The organism is Nocardia sp. NPDC050630, assembly GCF_044457245.1.
Lineage (GTDB): Bacteria > Actinomycetota > Actinomycetes > Mycobacteriales > Mycobacteriaceae > Nocardia.
This window is the reverse complement of the sequence record NZ_JBITGN010000021.1, coordinates 75,844-91,915: the sequence shown is the minus strand read 5'-3', so window position 1 is coordinate 91,915 and position 16,072 is coordinate 75,844. Positions and strand designations below refer to the sequence as shown.

Genomic DNA, 16,072 nt, shown 5'->3' with positions numbered 1-16,072 from the left:
TCTCCTTCCAGGGGTTGTCGACTACGCCGGTGGCCAGATGCTCACCGGGGTGGCGGTCGCGTTCCACCTGGCCGTATGCGGGATACCCGGTTCCGGCGGCGCGACGCCGGTCCGCAATACCGCAGGCCGTGAACAGCCGCGCCTACGCGGTTGGTTCGCCAGGTAGCAAACAGTGGGCGTGCTGCCAGGCGGACTGGGATGGGGCGTGAGTCAGCCCCACTCCGAGCTCATGCAACCACGTCACCATGGAAGAACGCCCCGACGAGGTCACCGAGGCGTTGCGCGCGTGGCTGCTGCGGCCCGCGACTCAGATAGTGGCTAGCGGGTAGGGCGGGGTGCCGATACCGACGATCCGGAGGTTGCCCCAGGGGTCGCGCTCCTGGAGGCGACCCGCGGTCGGCTCGCCGCCGGGCAGTGTGAGGAGCACTTCGGCGCGTCCGGGATCGGGTAACTCGTAGCCATCACTCGGGGCGACGCGTCCGTACCAGTGGTAGCGGCCATCGATCGGCTCAACATGCCCACTGAGGGTGACCTCGACCGGAACCTCCGCGCCAGGGGCGTCGAGTAGCGCCGGACCCGAATAGTCGTGCGTCGGTTCACGATCCGCTGGCACAGTCAGGTCGTAGTGGCTGGGATCCGGTCGGCGCATAGCGCGCCGGTAGGAGATGCCGGATCCCGGCCAGGCGGCGGCCCGATTCACCCGGTGTCCGTCCAGGTACCAACTCCGGCGGCCGCCCGAATTCCACACGGTGCCAGCCTGTTTCGACCGCACGCGCCGATTGAACTCGTGCTGGGTCGCGGCGCGGACTTCGATCCGGCTGTTGGAGGTCGTGCGTAGCAACTCCAGGCATTGGCGGATGTAGCGAACCTGTGCCTTGATCATGGAGACGATGGACTGATCTCCACCGCCGGAATTCGGGCCCATGATGAGAAACAGATTCGGGAAGCCGTGCACGGCGACGCCGAGAAATCCTTCCATCCCAGTGCGCCAGGCCTTGTGGAGACTGAGCCGGTTCACGCCGACGATGTGCTGATCAGCGAACCGGTCGGAAATCTTGAACCCGGTCCCGTACACAATGGCATCGAATTCCCGCTCGATGCCATCGGTGGTGATGATCCCGGTCTCGGTTATCGAGGCGATCGGTGCGGTCACCAGCGCGACATTCTCGCGCTGCAGCATGTTGTTGGACGACTCATAACCCCCATAGCTGGCCCAGCGGTAGAGCCGATGCGCGCCTGGGAGATACCGGAACATCCAATGCTCCACCGGCGACAGCGTGCGATCCGGCTTCGGCGCCGTCCAGTGCGGTGTTCGCTGGAATACTGTCACCTGCTCAGCGTGCTCGGCGATCTGCGGCACGAATTGCACAGCACTGGCAGCGGTTCCGATGACCGCGACCCGCTTGTCGGTTGCCTCGAAGTCGTGATCCCATTGCGCCGAGCGAAAACTGTGTCCCCGGAACATATCTCGGCCCGAAAAGTCCGGGATGCTCGGTTCATGTAGCGGCCCCATTGCCATCACCACCATTCGCGGCTGGAAATGTCGCCCGTCCGAGGTCCGTACGTGCCAGCGGTCCGTTTCGTCATCGAAGTCGAGTGTGACGACTTCGGAGCGCAGCCGAATACGCGTGCGGATATCGAATTTGTCCACGGTGCGGCACAGATACTGCGGTGTCTCCGGCCGCTTGGCGAACATGCGAGTCCACCGGGTGTTCTCCCGCCAGGTTCCGCCGATCTCGTCGGCTTGCTCGAGCACGATGAAGTCGTCGAATCCGGCCTTGCGCAACTCGACGGACATTCCGATCCCACCGAAACCGGCCCCGACTATGACGATTTCGGGTTCGGTCGTGCTCTGCTGGGTGTGGCATGAGCGGTGGTTATGCATGCTGGCTCCTCCGGGCTCGACCGCTCATGCCAGCAGGCCCCGCCAGCGCCAGATTCGCTTGCCCATCGGTCCGATCAAACCGTGCTTATCCAGGAACGCACCGAGATTCGCGGCACCGGTACCGAGTGCCTTCTTGGCGTACGGGTTGTTCGTCGCTATCCGCCGCGCCGCGCGACCGTCCAGGCCTGCCCGGTTGTACATGTGCCGATTGGTCATCAGGTAGACGAACAGCGGTGCGGCCACCGCGACACATAAACGGGTGTAGGCCAATTCGGCCTGCGACATGGTCGGCACCCGCCGCGCCAGTGCGTCGCGAGCGAATCCGATGTGGCGTGCTTCCTCGGTGACATGGATCCGCATCGCGCGAGAAACCAAGGGCTGCAACTCCGGATCGTCGAGGGTGCGCCGCTGCAGCGCGTCGAAGATCTCCTCGCCGACGAGTGCGCCCACCCAGGTCATCGATCCGCGCAGAAATAGCGGGAGGGCTCCGATGGCGAGTCGGCCGGGCAGCCGCGGCCAATACGGACGCGCTTCGATCCGGTCGATGAGCTTGCCGAACATCATCATGTGGCGGCACTCGTCACCCATTTCAGTGAGGGTGTAGTGCGAATGCCGGGTGGTCGGATCATCGCGCATCAGTTCCCGTAGCAGCAGGCGGTTGAGCAGATTCTCGAACCAGATGCCGACGAAGAGCACGTTGGCCAATTCCTGGCGCGACAGTTCCCGGCGCTGCTGCGGGGTCATCGATTCCCACAGTGCGGTGCCGTAAAGCGAAACCACTTCGGGTGGCAGAAACAGTTTGTCCGGGTGGAGCGGAGCGTCCCAGTCGATATCGACCGCAGGTTCGTACGACTTCTTCGCCGAACCAGTCAGCAGTCGCTGTGCGAAAGATTCCTGCGGGATGACTACGGCCTCGTCGCCCATGTCGGCTCCAACTCTAGAATACCTGATACAAGCTGTAACACTCAGATTAGTGAGACAGAGTGTCACGGTCAATAGCCGAGTCCGGGTATCGTGAGCGGGTGAGCAGCACCAGCGGAAAGCGCGATCCCGCCGGGGCGGATGGTCGCAGCACCAGATGGCACGGCCACAAGGCACGCCGTCGCGCGGATGTCATCGATGCGGCGATCGCGGTCATCGAAGAGCAGGGCGTCGAGGTCTCCGTGCAGGTGATAGCGGACCGGCTGCGGCTGCCGCGTCCGGTGGTATATCGGCATTTCGAAGGTCGCGCCGATCTCGATGAGCAGATTCGTCAGGAGATCCTGAATTCACTGTTGACCGCCCTGATGCCGACCCTGCAGCCGGACGGCACCCTGCGCGATGCCGTACGGGGCGCGGTCGGTACCTATGTCGGTTGGGTCGAGCGTCATCCGAATCTGCACAGATTCCTGGGTGATGCCGCGCCGCAGGGGGATTCGTCACAGGCGCTGACCGGTGCGCGCAATCGCATCGGAGGTCGGCTCGCCGATATGTTCGCGATATCGTTGGCGCGCTTCGGCATAGATCCGAATCGTGCCCGCCCGATGGCCTTCGGCATCATCGGCTTCGTCGATGGATTCGTGAACAACTGGCGCTCCGCCGCCGCGACAACGCTGACCTGCGATCAGGTCGAGGGCATCCTGACCGAATCGGTGCTCGCGCTTGTCGAGGGGAATGCGCGCAGTCTCGGTGTTCCGCTGGAACGCGACACCCTCGTCAAAGATCTGCTCAGCCGCACTGAAACCGTACGCTCCCAATTGATCACCGCATCAACCACTCCGCACATCGGCGGGTGAGCAACGGCATGAAGACCCACGCCATCGCCGCGACTGCCTATCGGGGTTCCATACGCTCTCAACTCCAGACTAAATGGAATTCGATTGCGAGGGCGAGCAATTCGGCCATGTGATCGCCATCGGTGCGTGACAGGCGCATTGCTTCCTCGGGTGCGAAGGCGCGGACCTCGAGAATATTCTCCGCATCTTCGGGATTGGTCGGCTCGGATTCGATCACCACATCCGCCGTGCACCACAGCCACGCCTTGTGCGGGTGCGGCTGCCAAGGATAATGCGGCGCAGGGCGATCGGTGGTCGTGTGATGCGCGCCGAATGGCCGCACCGCCCCGACCGGGCGCGCCCCGGCCTCCTCCATGAGTTCGCGGCGCACGCAGGCGTCGATCGTTTCGCCCGCCTCCCTGGTGCCGCCGGGCACGATCCAGATATCGCGATCGTCGCGGCACAGCACGATTTCTGTGCCGACGAAGCAGATGACGTGGATATTGGTGACGAGTTCATCGGGTGGCAGATCGGTGGAGAACCGCACATCCAGACCGCCCCATTCCCAGCGGGTCGGCTTGTGTAGCAATGGATATCGATCGGCGAGCGTCACACCGACGACGCTAGTCCACCTACTCGGTCCCGGACTTGCCGATCTGGAAGTGGACGTGATCGATGTGGGCCGCGCGGCCGGTCGCGGCCGGGAGCGGATGGTCATCGGGATGGTCGGGATGCAGAATGAAACTCGGATCGCCGATACCGGAGATGGCAGTCGCGGGATCGGGACTATCCGAGCAGTCCTGCCATTCGCCCGCCGCGAAATCATAGACGCTGCGGAAGAAGTCGGCGACGAACAGATCGCCATCCGGATCGCCGAGCGGGCTCGCATCGGGTTCGTCGAGTCGGTAACGCACCCGGGGACCGGTGCCGGGCGGCCACGTTCCACCGGGCGTCACCGCGGTCTCGACGGTGCCCCAGTGCCCTGCCACGGTGATCCGGCGCGATACATCGCCGACCGGCATCGTGACCCCGGCGAAATCCACGGCGCGGCCCTGGCCGTGGCAGTCGTCGGAATGCGTTCCGCAGCCGTCGATTCCGAGGGTGTGCAGCTCGGTGACACCGAAATTCGCGGAAAGGAACCGGCAGAACCGCACCAGTGCCAGTGCATTTCGTGGATCGAGGTGTTGCGGTGGCGCCGGAGTGCCGCCGTGGCGGATAACCACCCCGGCGAGGCTGCCCGGTACCGGCTGGCCGGTCCGCGGGTCGAAACCTGCGAATCCGACCAGGGCCGGTGACGCGGGCCCGTCGAAGCGGATCAGGTCATCATTCGCGAGACGTTCGAGTTCGGCGAACGCGTGGTCCTTACTCATTGCTCGAGCCGGTTCCGACACTACGCACCTCCTGTGCATCTGAAATCGATACGTCGACGCAGTTCAGTGACATCGCGTCAGCATCCGGCATCGATGCGAAAAGAACACGAGTAGTTCCCTACTCGTGTTCCCGTCGTCGGCACTTGGCCGATGCTGGTCGCGTTCGCGGCTGTTTCGGGGGTTGAACTGCGCCGATGTACGCCAGCGCGGCGGTGACTCAGCGTTCGCGGGCCAGTGCGCGGTAGCTGCGATTCCACACCCACTCGACCGGGCCGCGTTCGAACCGGCGCAACCACAGGTGCGCGAGGGTCACGATGATCAGCGCGACCAGCAAATAGATACCGACCGTGAACGGCACCCGAGCGTCAGGGGAGACGCGCGACGCGAGTCCGAAACCCCACCCGTAGCACAGCACCGAAGCGACCAGATTCTGCAGGATGTAGCAGCTCAGCGCCATCCGCCCGACCTCGGTGAGTCGCCTGCCGATGAATCCGACCCGCGGACGACGCAGGTAGAACTCCGCGACCAGCGCGAGCAGACCGAAGGCGACGACCGGGGCCGTGCCGTACCTGGTCAACAAAACCAGATCACCGCCCTCGAGCACGCCGACCGCAAGATCGATCGGGGCGGCGACAGCGAATCCGATGATCATGAGCCGACGGCGGATCCGCGCCCCTTCCGGTCGGAACAGCCCGGCCCGGAACAACTGCGCACCCGCGAGGAACAGCGCGATCGACATCGGGAAGACGAAAATCGGTTCCAAGCGGAACATGCCCGCATTCTCGAGTCGGAAGAGCACAAGATCCCAGAACGATCCGTTCGCATAGGGATTCGGATCCAGCGGCTCCCGCGGCGTCGAATCCTGCTGGTTCGCAACGGCCATCGCGATGCCGATGAGCGTCAGCATGGCGAGATGGAATCCGGCCGCTATCGTCAGCCAACGACGTTGTGTTCGTTCACTTGCCGCGAGAATGAAGGCGACGACCAATCCGGTGACCGCATAACCCGTCAGCACATCGAATTCCGCGATGAACAGAAAATTCAGCACACCGTCGAGGAACAGCAGCCCCGCTCGCCACGGATAGCTGCCCGGCCACCGTCGATCCGCCCGCGCCGCCGACCCCTGCTGGATGGCCAGGCCGATGCCGAACATAATGGTGAGCAGCCCGAGGAATTTCCCCTGCGCCAGCTGCTGGAGCACCCGCTCCGACCACATCCAGCCGGTCGCCGGGTTGCCAACCTCGTCGATGTACCCGACCAGACCCTCGGGATGGGTGAGAATCCAGATATTGGTGCCGAGTGTGCCGAGGATCGCGATGCCGCGCAGCACGTCCAGCGCGACCAACCGCGTCGGAGTCTTCGACTGGGTGATGGTGCTTGGCTCATCCGACTTGCGGTACCGCCCCGCGATTTCGGCGATCGAATCGGTCATGGTCCGACTATCCCGGCCGCCATGGCCTGCCCGTATCCTCCGGAAGTACCACCGTCGGTATGACATCGATGTCATCCGAGATCGCCGATGCCGCCGGTCGCGACCGACGCCGGCCACGCGTCGCCTAGGCTCGAGGGTATGCAGCGCATCATCGGTATCGAGGTCGAATACGGTATCTCCACACCCACCGAGCCGTCGGCCAACCCGATTCTCACCTCCACGCAAGCGGTTCTCGCCTATGCCGCAGCGGAGGGGGTGCCGCGCGCGAAGCGCACGCGCTGGGACTACGAGGTGGAATCGCCGCTGCGCGACGCCCGCGGCTTCGACCTGAGCCGGATGAACGGCCCGGCCCCGGTGATCGACGCCGACGAGGTCGGCGCGGCCAATATGATCCTCACCAACGGCGCCCGGCTCTACGTCGACCACGCCCATCCGGAGTATTCCGCGCCCGAGGTCACCGATCCGCTGGATGCGGTCATCTGGGACAAAGCGGGCGAACGGGTCATGGAAGCGGCCGGGCGGCACGCGTCGAGCGTGCCAGGTGCGCCGCGGCTGCAGCTGTACAAGAACAACGTCGACGGCAAGGGCGCCTCCTACGGCACCCACGAGAACTACCTCATGAGCCGCGACACCCCGTTCAACCAGATCATCGTCGGGCTCACCCCCTTCTTCGTCTCGCGCCAGGTCATCTGCGGTTCCGGCCGGGTCGGCATCGGCCAGTCCGGTGATCACGCCGGATTCCAGCTGTCCCAGCGCGCCGACTACATCGAGGTCGAGGTCGGCCTGGAAACCACGCTCAAGCGCGGCATCATCAACACCCGCGACGAACCGCACGCCGATGCGGACAAATACCGCCGACTGCACGTCATCATCGGCGATGCCAACCTCGCCGAAATGTCGACCTACCTCAAGGTCGGCACCACCGCGCTGGTGCTGGACCTGATCGAGGCGGGTGAGGATCTGTCGGATCTGCAGCTGGCCCGCCCGGTCACCGCGGTCCACCAGATCAGCCATGATCCCACCCTGCGCGCCACGGTGGCGCTCACCGACGGTCGCGAACTCACCGGCCTGGCGCTGCAGCGCATCTACCTGGACCGGGTGGAGAAGTTCGTGGCCCGCAGCGGCAACGATGACGCGCGCGTCAAGGACATCCTGGAGAACTGGGCCAACGTGCTGGATCTGCTGGAGCGCGATCCGATGGAATGCGCCAACCTGCTGGACTGGCCCGCCAAGCTGCGCCTGCTCGAGGGAATGCGCAAGCGTGAGGGTCTGAGCTGGGCCGCGCCGAAGCTGCACCTGATGGACCTGCAGTACTCCGATGTCCGCCTGGACAAGGGCCTCTACAACCGCCTGGTCGCCCGCGGTTCGATGAAACGCCTGATCAACGAGCAGCAGGTGCTCGATGCGATGACCAAGCCGCCGACCGACACTCGTGCGTACTTCCGCGGCGAATGTCTGCGTCGATTCGGTGCCGATATCGCGGCGGCCAGCTGGGATTCTGTGATCTTCGACCTGGGCGGTGATTCACTCGTGCGCATCCCGACCCTGGAACCTCGTCGCGGCACCAGGGCCCACGTCGGCAAGCTGCTCGACGGTGTGAATACCGCCGCGGAGTTGGTCGAACAGCTGACCACCTAGCCCAAGTCGCGAATACGCCCAGGTAGCAACAGTTATCGCAACCACGACGGAGCGAGTCTTACGAGCGAGGAGTTCGCGGCCCGTCTCGCGTCCGAGCCGTCGAAGCGCATGCGACGAAGTCGCCAGTCTCGATGGCGCCGCTAGCGACTGCTTGCAGGTCGCTCGAAAGGGTCAGCCGCGAGACACCGGGGGGCCGCGAACCCGCCGCGCCGAAGGCGCGGCAAATCGAACACAGTCGCGAACACGCCGTGCCCGCGCGACCAATAACCGAGCACGTTGTCAGAATGGCTGGGTAGTGTTGATGTACGGGCACGGACATTGCTCATGATCAGGGTCGTGCTCAGAATGGAGCCCTGGTCATGATGAGGACAGAGGAGGTCGGCTGCCATGGCACAAGAGCAGACCAAGCGCGCCGGGGGCGGCGACGAGGACGAGGGTCCGGAGGGCGTTGACGCCTCCGGACAGGAGCGCCGCGAAAAACTGGCGGAGGATACCGACGACCTGCTCGACGAGATCGATGATGTGCTCGAGGAGAACGCGGAAGACTTCGTTCGCGCCTATGTGCAGAAGGGCGGCCAGTGACAGCAGGTGACCCCTTGCGTCTCCACCCGGGGCACGCCCTCTCGTCATTCACCGAGCACCTGCGCATGCACGCACCGGAACTATTGCCTGGCAACAGATTCGGTGTGATCGACGGTGCCACCCCGATCTCGGGTGACACTGCCTCCGGTGGCACCGCCGCGAAACAGCTGGCTCCGCACGGAACCACCATCGTGGCGGTCTCGTTCCGCGGTGGTGTGCTGATCGCCGGTGACCGGCGGGCCACCCAGGGAAACCTATTGGCCAGCAGGGATATCGAGAAGGTGTACATCACCGACACCTATTCGGCGGCCGGTATCGCGGGCACCGCGGGCATGGCCATCGAGATGGTGCGATTGTTCGCCGTCGAGTTGGAGTACTACGAGAAGATCGAGGGTGTCTCGCTGACCTTCGACGGCAAGGCCAACAAGCTGTCGAAGATGGTGCGCGACAACCTCCCTGCCGCACTGCAGGGTCTGGCGGTGGTCCCGGTGCTGGTCGGCTATGACCAGCACGCCACCGATTTGGACAAGGCCGGTCGCATCGTGTCCTACGACGTGGTCGGCGGGCGCAGCGAGGAACGGTTCGGTTACACCGCGGTCGGTTCGGGCTCGATGTTCGCGAAGTCATCGTTGAAGAAGCTGTACGCCAAGGGAATCGATGAGGACCGCGCATTGCGGATCGCCGTCGAATCGCTCTTCGACGCGGCCGACGACGATACCGCCACCGGTGGACCGGATCTGGTGCGCGGTATCTACCCGACGGCGATCGTCATCAACGACGAGGGCGCTGACGAGGTGACCGAATCACGGTTGGAGGAGATCACGCGGGCGATCGTCGCCGATCGCGAGGCCGCGGAAGAGGGGAGTGCCTCAGCATGACACTGCCGTATTACGCATCGGCCGAACAGATCATGCGCGACAAGACCGAGCTCGCGCGCAAGGGCATCGCCCGCGGTCGCAGTGTGATCGTGCTGACCTATGACAAGGGTGTGCTGTTCGTCGCGGAGAATCCGTCCGCGACGCTGCACAAGGTGAGCGAGCTGTACGACCGTGTCGGGTTCGCGGCCGTCGGCAAGTACAACGAATTCGAGGCACTGCGCCGCGGCGGCATCCTGCAGGCCGATCTGAAGGGCTACCAGTACGACCGCCGCGATGTCAGCGGTCGCGGCCTGGCCAATGCCTACGCGCAGACCCTCGGCACGATCTTCACCGATCAGCTCAAGCCCTATGAGGTGGAGATCTGCGTGGCCGAGGTCGGCTATCCGGAACAGTCACCGGAATCGGTGCTGTACCGGATCACCTTCGACGGCTCGATAGTGGATGAGCGCGAATACGTGGTGATGGGCGGCACGACCGAGCCGATCATGACCGCGTTGAAGAGCTCCTACCAGCCCGGACTAGACCTGGCCGGTGCCGTTGATGTAGCCGTCAAGGCACTGAAGGCCGGGGTGCCCGAGGGGGCCGCAGACAAGGACAAGCGGGTGCTCGGGGTGGGTTCGCTCGAGGTCGCCACGCTCGAACAGGCGCGACCGCGGCGGGCGTTCCGCCGGGTGGCGGGCGTGGCCCTGGACCAGCTGCTCAACGGCGGTAAGTCGGCGACCAAGGCCGAGACGACGCCCGCCGAGGCGGAGTCCGAGGATGCTCCCGACGCGGAGTAGTCCACCATGGTAGTTCGGCTGCTAAGGCCCTCCCGTTTTTCGGGAGGGCCTTCGTGTGGGCCGGTAGTTTTCCGCCGAACATTTCGCTCACATGCGAAATCGTTGTGAAGACGTATGCACCGCGGTTGTCCGCAGCCCCACGCGAGTACATGACATGGCTGTAATGTCGATAGTGTGCAGCGACGAATCATGGGGATCGAGACCGAATTCGGTGTGACGTGCACCTTCCACGGACACCGTCGGCTCAGCCCTGACGAGGTGGCCCGGTATTTGTTCCGCCGGGTAGTTTCCTGGGGTCGTAGCTCTAACGTGTTCCTCCGCAACGGTGCTCGGCTCTACCTCGATGTCGGGTCGCATCCGGAGTACGCCACCGCAGAGTGCGACAACTTGGCGCAGCTGGTCACTCATGACCGGGCTGGTGAGCGCGTGCTGGAGGAGTTGCTGATCGACGCCGAACAGCGCCTCGCGGAGGAAGGCATCGGCGGCGATATCTACCTGTTCAAGAACAACACCGACTCCGCGGGCAACTCTTACGGGTGCCACGAGAACTTCCTCGTGGTGCGGGCCGGTGAGTTCTCCCGGATCTCGGATGTGCTGCTGCCGTTCCTGGTCACCCGTCAGCTGATCTGCGGTGCGGGAAAGGTGCTGCAGACGCCGAAGGCGGCCACGTTCTGCCTGTCCCAGCGTGCCGAGCACATCTGGGAGGGCGTCTCCTCGGCGACCACCCGCTCGCGCCCGATCATCAACACCCGCGACGAGCCGCATGCCGATGCCGAGAAGTACCGGCGTCTACACGTGATCGTCGGCGACTCGAATATGTCCGAGACCACCACCATGCTCAAGGTCGGCACGGCGGCGCTGGTGTTGGAGATGATCGAAGCGGGCGTCTCGTTCCGCGATTTCGCCCTGGACAACCCGATCCGCGCCATCCGCGAGGTCAGCCACGACCTGACCGGGCGTCGTCCGGTCCGGCTCGCCGGTGGACGCCAGGCCAGTGCGCTCGACATCCAGCGCGAGTACTACGCCCGCGCCGTCGAGCACCTGCGCAACCGCGACCGCGACCCCAATATCGACCAGGTCGTCGACCTGTGGGGCCGCACCCTGGACGCGGTCGAGGCGCAGGACTTCGCCAAGGTCGACACCGAGGTCGACTGGGTGATCAAGCGCAAGCTCTTCCAGCGCTACCAGGATCGCTACGGCATGGAGCTGTCCGATCCCAAGATCGCTCAACTCGATCTGGCCTACCACGACATCAAGCGCGGCCGCGGCGTCTTCGACCTGCTGCAGCGCAAGGGTCTGGCCAAGCGTGTCACCGAGGACGAGGCCGTCGACACCGCCGTGGACACCCCGCCGCAGACCACCCGCGCCAAACTCCGCGGCGATTTCATCACCGCCGCCCAGGAGGCGGGCCGAGACTTCACTGTCGACTGGGTGCACCTCAAGCTCAACGACCAAGCCCAGCGCACGGTCCTGTGCAAAGACCCGTTCCGCTCCGTCGATGAGCGAGTGGATCGGCTGATCGCCTCGATGTAAGCATTTCGTCCGTCCGAGGGTGAGCAGCAATCGAAGCGAGCGCGTCGCCGTCGCCTGTGTCCTCGCAGATCCAGTGAGCGCGTCGCATAGGTTGCGGCTTCTGCGAGGGATGCCGAAGGTCTGTGTGGACGAAGGCAGAACTGCTTTCCGTGAGCGCTCGGCGGCGAGGCAGTCGATGGGCAGGCCGCGCCTGTGTCCTCGCAGACTTGGCGGGCACCTCGCACAGGTTGTGATTTCTGCGCGGAGGCTGAAAGGTCTGTGAGGACGACGGTGAGTGTGGGCTGACGTTCAGTTCTCGGCGAGATAGCGCTCGACGGTCTCGACCTTCGAGGTCATGGCGTTGGTGACACCAGGGCGGATATCTGCCTTCAGGACCAGGCTGCAGCGGGGTGCGGCCGCGAGTACGGCATCCGTGGCGTCCTTGACCACGGCCATGACCTCGTCCCATTCGCCCTCGATCGTTGTGAACATGGCGTCGGTGCGATTGGGCAGGCCACTGGCTCGCACGATGCGGACGGCTTCGGCGACGGCTCGGCCGACGTCGACACCCTCACCAAGCGGTGTCACGGAGAACGCGATGATCATGACTCCATGATGGCGGTGCACCAACCGGAATGCGGTGAATCGCGCGCCGACGCGCGGGCGCGCCGGGGGGCCGATTACCCTGTGTCGAGTGGCGATATCCAAGGTCGAGCGGCTGATGAATCTGGTCATCGCGCTGTTGTCGACCCGGCAATTCCTGACCGCGGAGCGGATTCGGGACAGCGTCGCGGGGTACGAGGATTCGGCCAGCGACGAGGCGTTCAGTCGAATGTTCGAGCGCGATAAGAACGAGCTGCGTGACCTGGGGATTCCCTTGGAGGTCGGACAGGTCAGCCGGTTTTCGACGGTGGAGGGCTATCGGATCAACCGAGACGCCTACGAACTACCCGATATCGATCTGACCAGCGAGGAAGCGGCGGCGGTCGCGGTCGCGGTGCAGATGTGGGAGTCGCCGGAGCTGGCGGCCGCGGCCGAGGGCGCGCTGTTGAAGTTGCGCGCGGCCGGAATCCACGTCGAAACCGATGCCGCGGTGGCCTCGGTGCCTGCGGTCCCGGCCCGCACCCGCGGCTCCGATGCGGTGCTCGGCAAGCTGCTCGCGGCGATCGACGCGGGTCAGGCGGTGCGGTTCGAACATCGGGGTGCGATCAACGAGCCGTATGTCATGCGTGATGTGGAGCCCTGGGGTGTGGTCACACACAATGGCCGCTGGTATCTGGTCGGACACGACCGGAATCGGGACGCGGTCCGCAGCTTCCGGCTATCGCGCATCGGCGACGATGTGACCGCATACGGCCCACCCAATTCGGTCGGTAAACCCGAGGGTGTGGACCTGCGGGAGATCGTCGGCACTGTCACGGGCAGCGCACCGGTGACCGGCACCGCGACGGTGTGGGTGGCCGAAGGCCACGGCCGCGAGATCCGCCGCCTCGGGCCCGTGCTGGAGGAACGCACGATCGGTGAACGCCGTGGCATGGTTGTCGAATTGCCCATCCGATCCCGAGATTGGTTGGCGCGCTTGATCACCGGACTCGGTCCCGATGCCGTGGTGCTCGCACCGGAGGAACTGCGCGCGGATGTGGTGGCGCGGTTGCGTTCGGTCTTCGACCATACGGAGGTCACGGCATGAGCGAGCGCAGCGAGCGACCAATAGGCACATCCGAGCGCAGTCGGCTTTCGGTTCGGCTCTCTCGGCTGCTCAATATGATTCCGTACTTCATCGCGAACCCAGGAATTAGTGCCGCCGAGGCCGCCGCCGATCTCGGCGTGACTACCAAGCAGCTGATGAGCGATCTCAACCAGTTGTGGATGTGTGGCTTACCCGGTTACGGGCCGGGCGATCTGATCGATCTGTCGTTCTCCGAGGAGAGCATCGAGGTCACCTTCTCGGCGGGCATCGACCGGCCACTGCGGCTGACCTCCACCGAGGCGACGGCCTTGCTGGTGGCGCTGCGCTCGATCGTGGATATGCCGGGCATGGTCGATCCGACCGCGGCACATGCCGCGATCGCCAAACTGGAATCGGCCATCGTCGGCGGCAAGGCTGTCGACGACGCCCGCGAGCATCTGCCCACCGAGGCACCGGCGGTTTCGACGGTGCGTTCCGCGCTGGCCCGCCAGCGCGCGCTGCGGTTGGTCTACTACTCGGCGAGTCGCGATGTCGTATCCGAGCGTGTCGTCGATCCCATTCGCATTGTCCTGGTGGACAACAACAGTTACCTGCAGGCCTGGTGCCGCCAGGCCGAAGGTGTGCGCCTGTTCCGTTTCGATCGGATCGAGGTGGCCACCGAACTCGACGAGCCCGCTCGACCGCCGAGCCACGCGACCGAGGAGGCCGCCGCACTCGACCTGTTCCAAGACGATCCCGCGGTTCCGTTGGCGCGCTTGCGTATTCGTGGCGATTACGGTTGGGTGCTCGATCAATACCCGATGCATCGGATGGCGGTGCACCCGGACGGCAGCATCGAGGCGACCATGCGGTTCGCCACGATGGACTGGATGGCGCGGCTGCTGCTCGGCTTCGGTTCCGGCGTCACGGTGCTCGGCCCACCCGAATTGATCACCGCGGTGCGCGCACGCTCGAACGCCGCACTGGCCGCCTACGAAGCGGCCGGTTTGCTGGAGACCAGATGAATCGCACGGAGGCTGGAACGGCGTGAGTGAGGTGATGGCACCCGCCCGGGTGCTGGTCCTGGGGGCCGGGAGCATCGGCTCCTTTGTCGGCGGAAAGCTGGCGGCCGCCGGCGCCGACGTCACTTTCGTCGGTCGGCAGCGGGTGCTGGACGAGATCAGCGCGTCCGGGCTGCGGCTCACCGACCTCGACGGCGGTGACGTCGAGGTAGCAGGAGATGCGGTGCGGGTGTCGACCACGCCGGAGGATGTCGGATCCGCCGAGCTGGTGCTGGTGACGGTGAAGTCGGCCGCGACCGCGGCGGCCGTGCGCGATCTCGATGGCAAGATACGTCCCGGCACCGTGGTGCTGAGCCTGCAGAACGGGATCGGCAACGACAAGGTGATCCGCGAAATCCTGCCTACCTGCGTGGTGCTGGCGGGCATGGTGATGTTCAACGTCGTGCATCATCGCGATGGGCGCTTTCACCGCGGTACCGAGGGCGGACTCGCGGTGCAGGACGATCCGGCCCTGGCGCAGTTCACCGAGGTCTTCGCGCTGGCCGGTCTGGCACTGCGGCGGTATCCGGACCTGCTGCCGGTGCAATGGGCGAAGCTGCTGCTCAACCTCAATAATCCGATCAATGCGCTATCCGGTCTGCCATTGCGCGAGGAACTGTCCGACCGCGACTTCCGGCGCTGCCTGGCACTCACCCAGCGCGAGGCGCTGGCCGCGATGAACAGAGCGCGAATTCGCCCCGCCCGGCTGACGCCGCTGCCGCCGGAATGGATGGCCCGGCTGCTGACCGTTCCGGACGGAATCTTCCGCCGGGTCGCCGCGACGGTGCTGGCGATCGATCCGCAGGCGCGCTCGTCCATGGCCGATGACCTCGCCCTCGGTCGAAAGACCGAAATCTCCTGGTTGTGCGGGGAGATCGTCGGTCTCGGTGCGATGGTGGGACTGCCGACACCGGTCAATCAGCGACTCATCGAGCTGATCGTGGCCGCCGAAAACGGCGATGGCCGCGACTGGACCGGACCGGAACTGTTGGAGCAACTGCGAACGGCCGCGCGGCGATCTTGAACGCCTCGGGCCGCGAACTTGGTGTCGTATAGGTGCGGTTGAACGCAGACGGACGCGGGCGTTCTCGCATGTCATAGTCCGGTAGCATCGGAGCTACCACATTCTTTGGAGGTTTAATCATGGGCAGTCTGAGCATCTGGCACTGGCTGATCATCGCCGCGGTCTTCGTGATGTTCTTCGGCGCGAAGCGTATGCCCGATGCCGCCCGCAGCCTGGGCCGCTCGCTGCGCATCTTCAAGAGCGAAGTCAGCCAGATGCAGAGCGAGAGCAACGCGCAGGCAAGTACGGCACCGGCCCAGCAACCGGCCGCCGAACTTCCGCAGGCTTCGGCTGTCCAGCCGACGGTCGCGCAGCCGCAGGCCGAGCCCCAGGCCCAGCCGAAGTCGCTCTGAGCTCAGCTTTTGCCGTCGGGGTGAGTAGCGAACTCGCTCCGAGCGCAGTGCTGTTGCCCGCCGACCGCCGCGGGCACCGTCGACCTCAGGGGCCAA

At 65.0% G+C, this 16,072-nt stretch carries 16 protein-coding genes; 10 read left to right on the top strand and 6 right to left on the bottom strand.

The genetic code is table 11. The annotated features are described in order from the left end of the window. Positions 1-307: 307 nt before the first annotated feature. Together ACIBG0_RS34930 and ACIBG0_RS34925 are read right to left on the bottom strand one after the other, a co-directional pair. Complete coding sequence (locus ACIBG0_RS34930; RefSeq protein WP_397038587.1) at positions 308-1,885, bottom strand: DUF4873 domain-containing protein; 1,578 nt, start codon at positions 1,883-1,885, stop codon at positions 308-310. A gap of 24 nt (positions 1,886-1,909) precedes the next feature. Continuing rightward, the gene (locus tag ACIBG0_RS34925; protein WP_397038585.1) at positions 1,910-2,809 is read right to left on the bottom strand and encodes a diiron oxygenase; all 900 of its coding nucleotides are present in this window, start codon (positions 2,807-2,809) and stop codon (positions 1,910-1,912) included. A gap of 98 nt (positions 2,810-2,907) precedes the next feature. Between ACIBG0_RS34925 and ACIBG0_RS34920 the strand changes: the two genes are divergently transcribed. Further along, on the top strand, positions 2,908-3,660 hold the full coding sequence (locus ACIBG0_RS34920) for a TetR/AcrR family transcriptional regulator (protein WP_397038584.1): 753 nt from the start codon (positions 2,908-2,910) through the stop codon (positions 3,658-3,660). Between the two features lie 58 nt (positions 3,661-3,718). Here the strand turns inward: ACIBG0_RS34920 and ACIBG0_RS34915 are convergent, their stop codons facing one another. The 3 genes from ACIBG0_RS34915 to ACIBG0_RS34905 all read right to left on the bottom strand — a co-directional run bounded on the left by ACIBG0_RS34915 (position 3,719) and on the right by ACIBG0_RS34905 (position 6,441). Beyond that, a complete protein-coding gene (locus ACIBG0_RS34915; protein ID WP_397038582.1) occupies positions 3,719-4,252 on the bottom strand; it encodes an NUDIX hydrolase in 534 nt (177 codons plus the stop codon). Between the two features lie 19 nt (positions 4,253-4,271). After that, on the bottom strand, positions 4,272-5,009 hold the full coding sequence (locus tag ACIBG0_RS34910; RefSeq protein WP_397038581.1) for a hypothetical protein: 738 nt from the start codon (positions 5,007-5,009) through the stop codon (positions 4,272-4,274). A 217-nt stretch (positions 5,010-5,226) separates the two neighbouring features. Next, positions 5,227-6,441 carry a DUF418 domain-containing protein gene (locus tag ACIBG0_RS34905; RefSeq protein ID WP_397038579.1) on the bottom strand — a complete coding sequence of 405 codons (1,215 nt, stop codon included), beginning with the start codon at positions 6,439-6,441 and terminating at the stop codon, positions 5,227-5,229. Positions 6,442-6,579: 138 nt separating this feature from the next. Here ACIBG0_RS34905 and dop point away from each other — a divergent pair, with 138 nt between their 5' ends. The 5 genes from dop (at position 6,580) to pafA (ending at position 11,851) form a co-directional block, all read left to right on the top strand. Continuing rightward, the gene (gene dop, locus ACIBG0_RS34900; protein ID WP_397038578.1) at positions 6,580-8,079 is read left to right on the top strand and encodes a depupylase/deamidase Dop; all 1,500 of its coding nucleotides are present in this window, start codon (positions 6,580-6,582) and stop codon (positions 8,077-8,079) included. Positions 8,080-8,466: 387 nt separating this feature from the next. Beyond that, positions 8,467-8,661 carry a ubiquitin-like protein Pup gene (locus ACIBG0_RS34895; protein WP_397038576.1) on the top strand — a complete coding sequence of 65 codons (195 nt, stop codon included), beginning with the start codon at positions 8,467-8,469 and terminating at the stop codon, positions 8,659-8,661. Beyond that, a complete protein-coding gene (gene prcB / locus ACIBG0_RS34890; RefSeq protein ID WP_397038575.1) occupies positions 8,658-9,539 on the top strand; it encodes a proteasome subunit beta in 882 nt (293 codons plus the stop codon). The genes ACIBG0_RS34895 and prcB overlap by 4 nt, the downstream gene beginning before the upstream one ends. Next, positions 9,536-10,318 (top strand): proteasome subunit alpha, encoded by a 783-nt coding sequence (gene prcA, locus ACIBG0_RS34885; RefSeq protein ID WP_397038573.1) that lies wholly within the window; start codon positions 9,536-9,538, stop codon positions 10,316-10,318. Before prcB ends, prcA begins: the two co-directional genes overlap by 4 nt. A 174-nt stretch (positions 10,319-10,492) precedes the next feature. Next, a complete protein-coding gene (gene pafA / locus ACIBG0_RS34880) occupies positions 10,493-11,851 on the top strand; it encodes a Pup--protein ligase (RefSeq protein ID WP_397038572.1) in 1,359 nt (452 codons plus the stop codon). Between the two features lie 288 nt (positions 11,852-12,139). Here the strand turns inward: pafA and ACIBG0_RS34875 are convergent, their stop codons facing one another. Further along, positions 12,140-12,436 carry an MTH1187 family thiamine-binding protein gene (locus ACIBG0_RS34875; RefSeq protein WP_397038570.1) on the bottom strand — a complete coding sequence of 99 codons (297 nt, stop codon included), beginning with the start codon at positions 12,434-12,436 and terminating at the stop codon, positions 12,140-12,142. Positions 12,437-12,524: 88 nt separating this feature from the next. Here ACIBG0_RS34875 and ACIBG0_RS34870 point away from each other — a divergent pair, with 88 nt between their 5' ends. The 4 genes from ACIBG0_RS34870 to tatA all read left to right on the top strand — a co-directional run bounded on the left by ACIBG0_RS34870 (position 12,525) and on the right by tatA (position 15,976). Continuing rightward, a complete protein-coding gene (locus ACIBG0_RS34870) occupies positions 12,525-13,520 on the top strand; it encodes a helix-turn-helix transcriptional regulator (RefSeq protein WP_397038568.1) in 996 nt (331 codons plus the stop codon). Continuing rightward, entirely contained in the window at positions 13,517-14,524 is a 1,008-nt protein-coding gene (locus tag ACIBG0_RS34865) for a helix-turn-helix transcriptional regulator (protein WP_397038566.1), read from the top strand. Before ACIBG0_RS34870 ends, ACIBG0_RS34865 begins: the two co-directional genes overlap by 4 nt. Positions 14,525-14,558: 34 nt before the next feature. Next, a complete protein-coding gene (locus ACIBG0_RS34860) occupies positions 14,559-15,584 on the top strand; it encodes a 2-dehydropantoate 2-reductase (protein ID WP_397038676.1) in 1,026 nt (341 codons plus the stop codon). A 119-nt stretch (positions 15,585-15,703) separates the two neighbouring features. Beyond that, positions 15,704-15,976, top strand: coding sequence for a Sec-independent protein translocase subunit TatA (gene tatA / locus ACIBG0_RS34855; protein ID WP_397038565.1), 273 nt, complete (start codon positions 15,704-15,706; stop codon positions 15,974-15,976). The last annotated feature ends 96 nt before the right edge of the window (positions 15,977-16,072 follow it).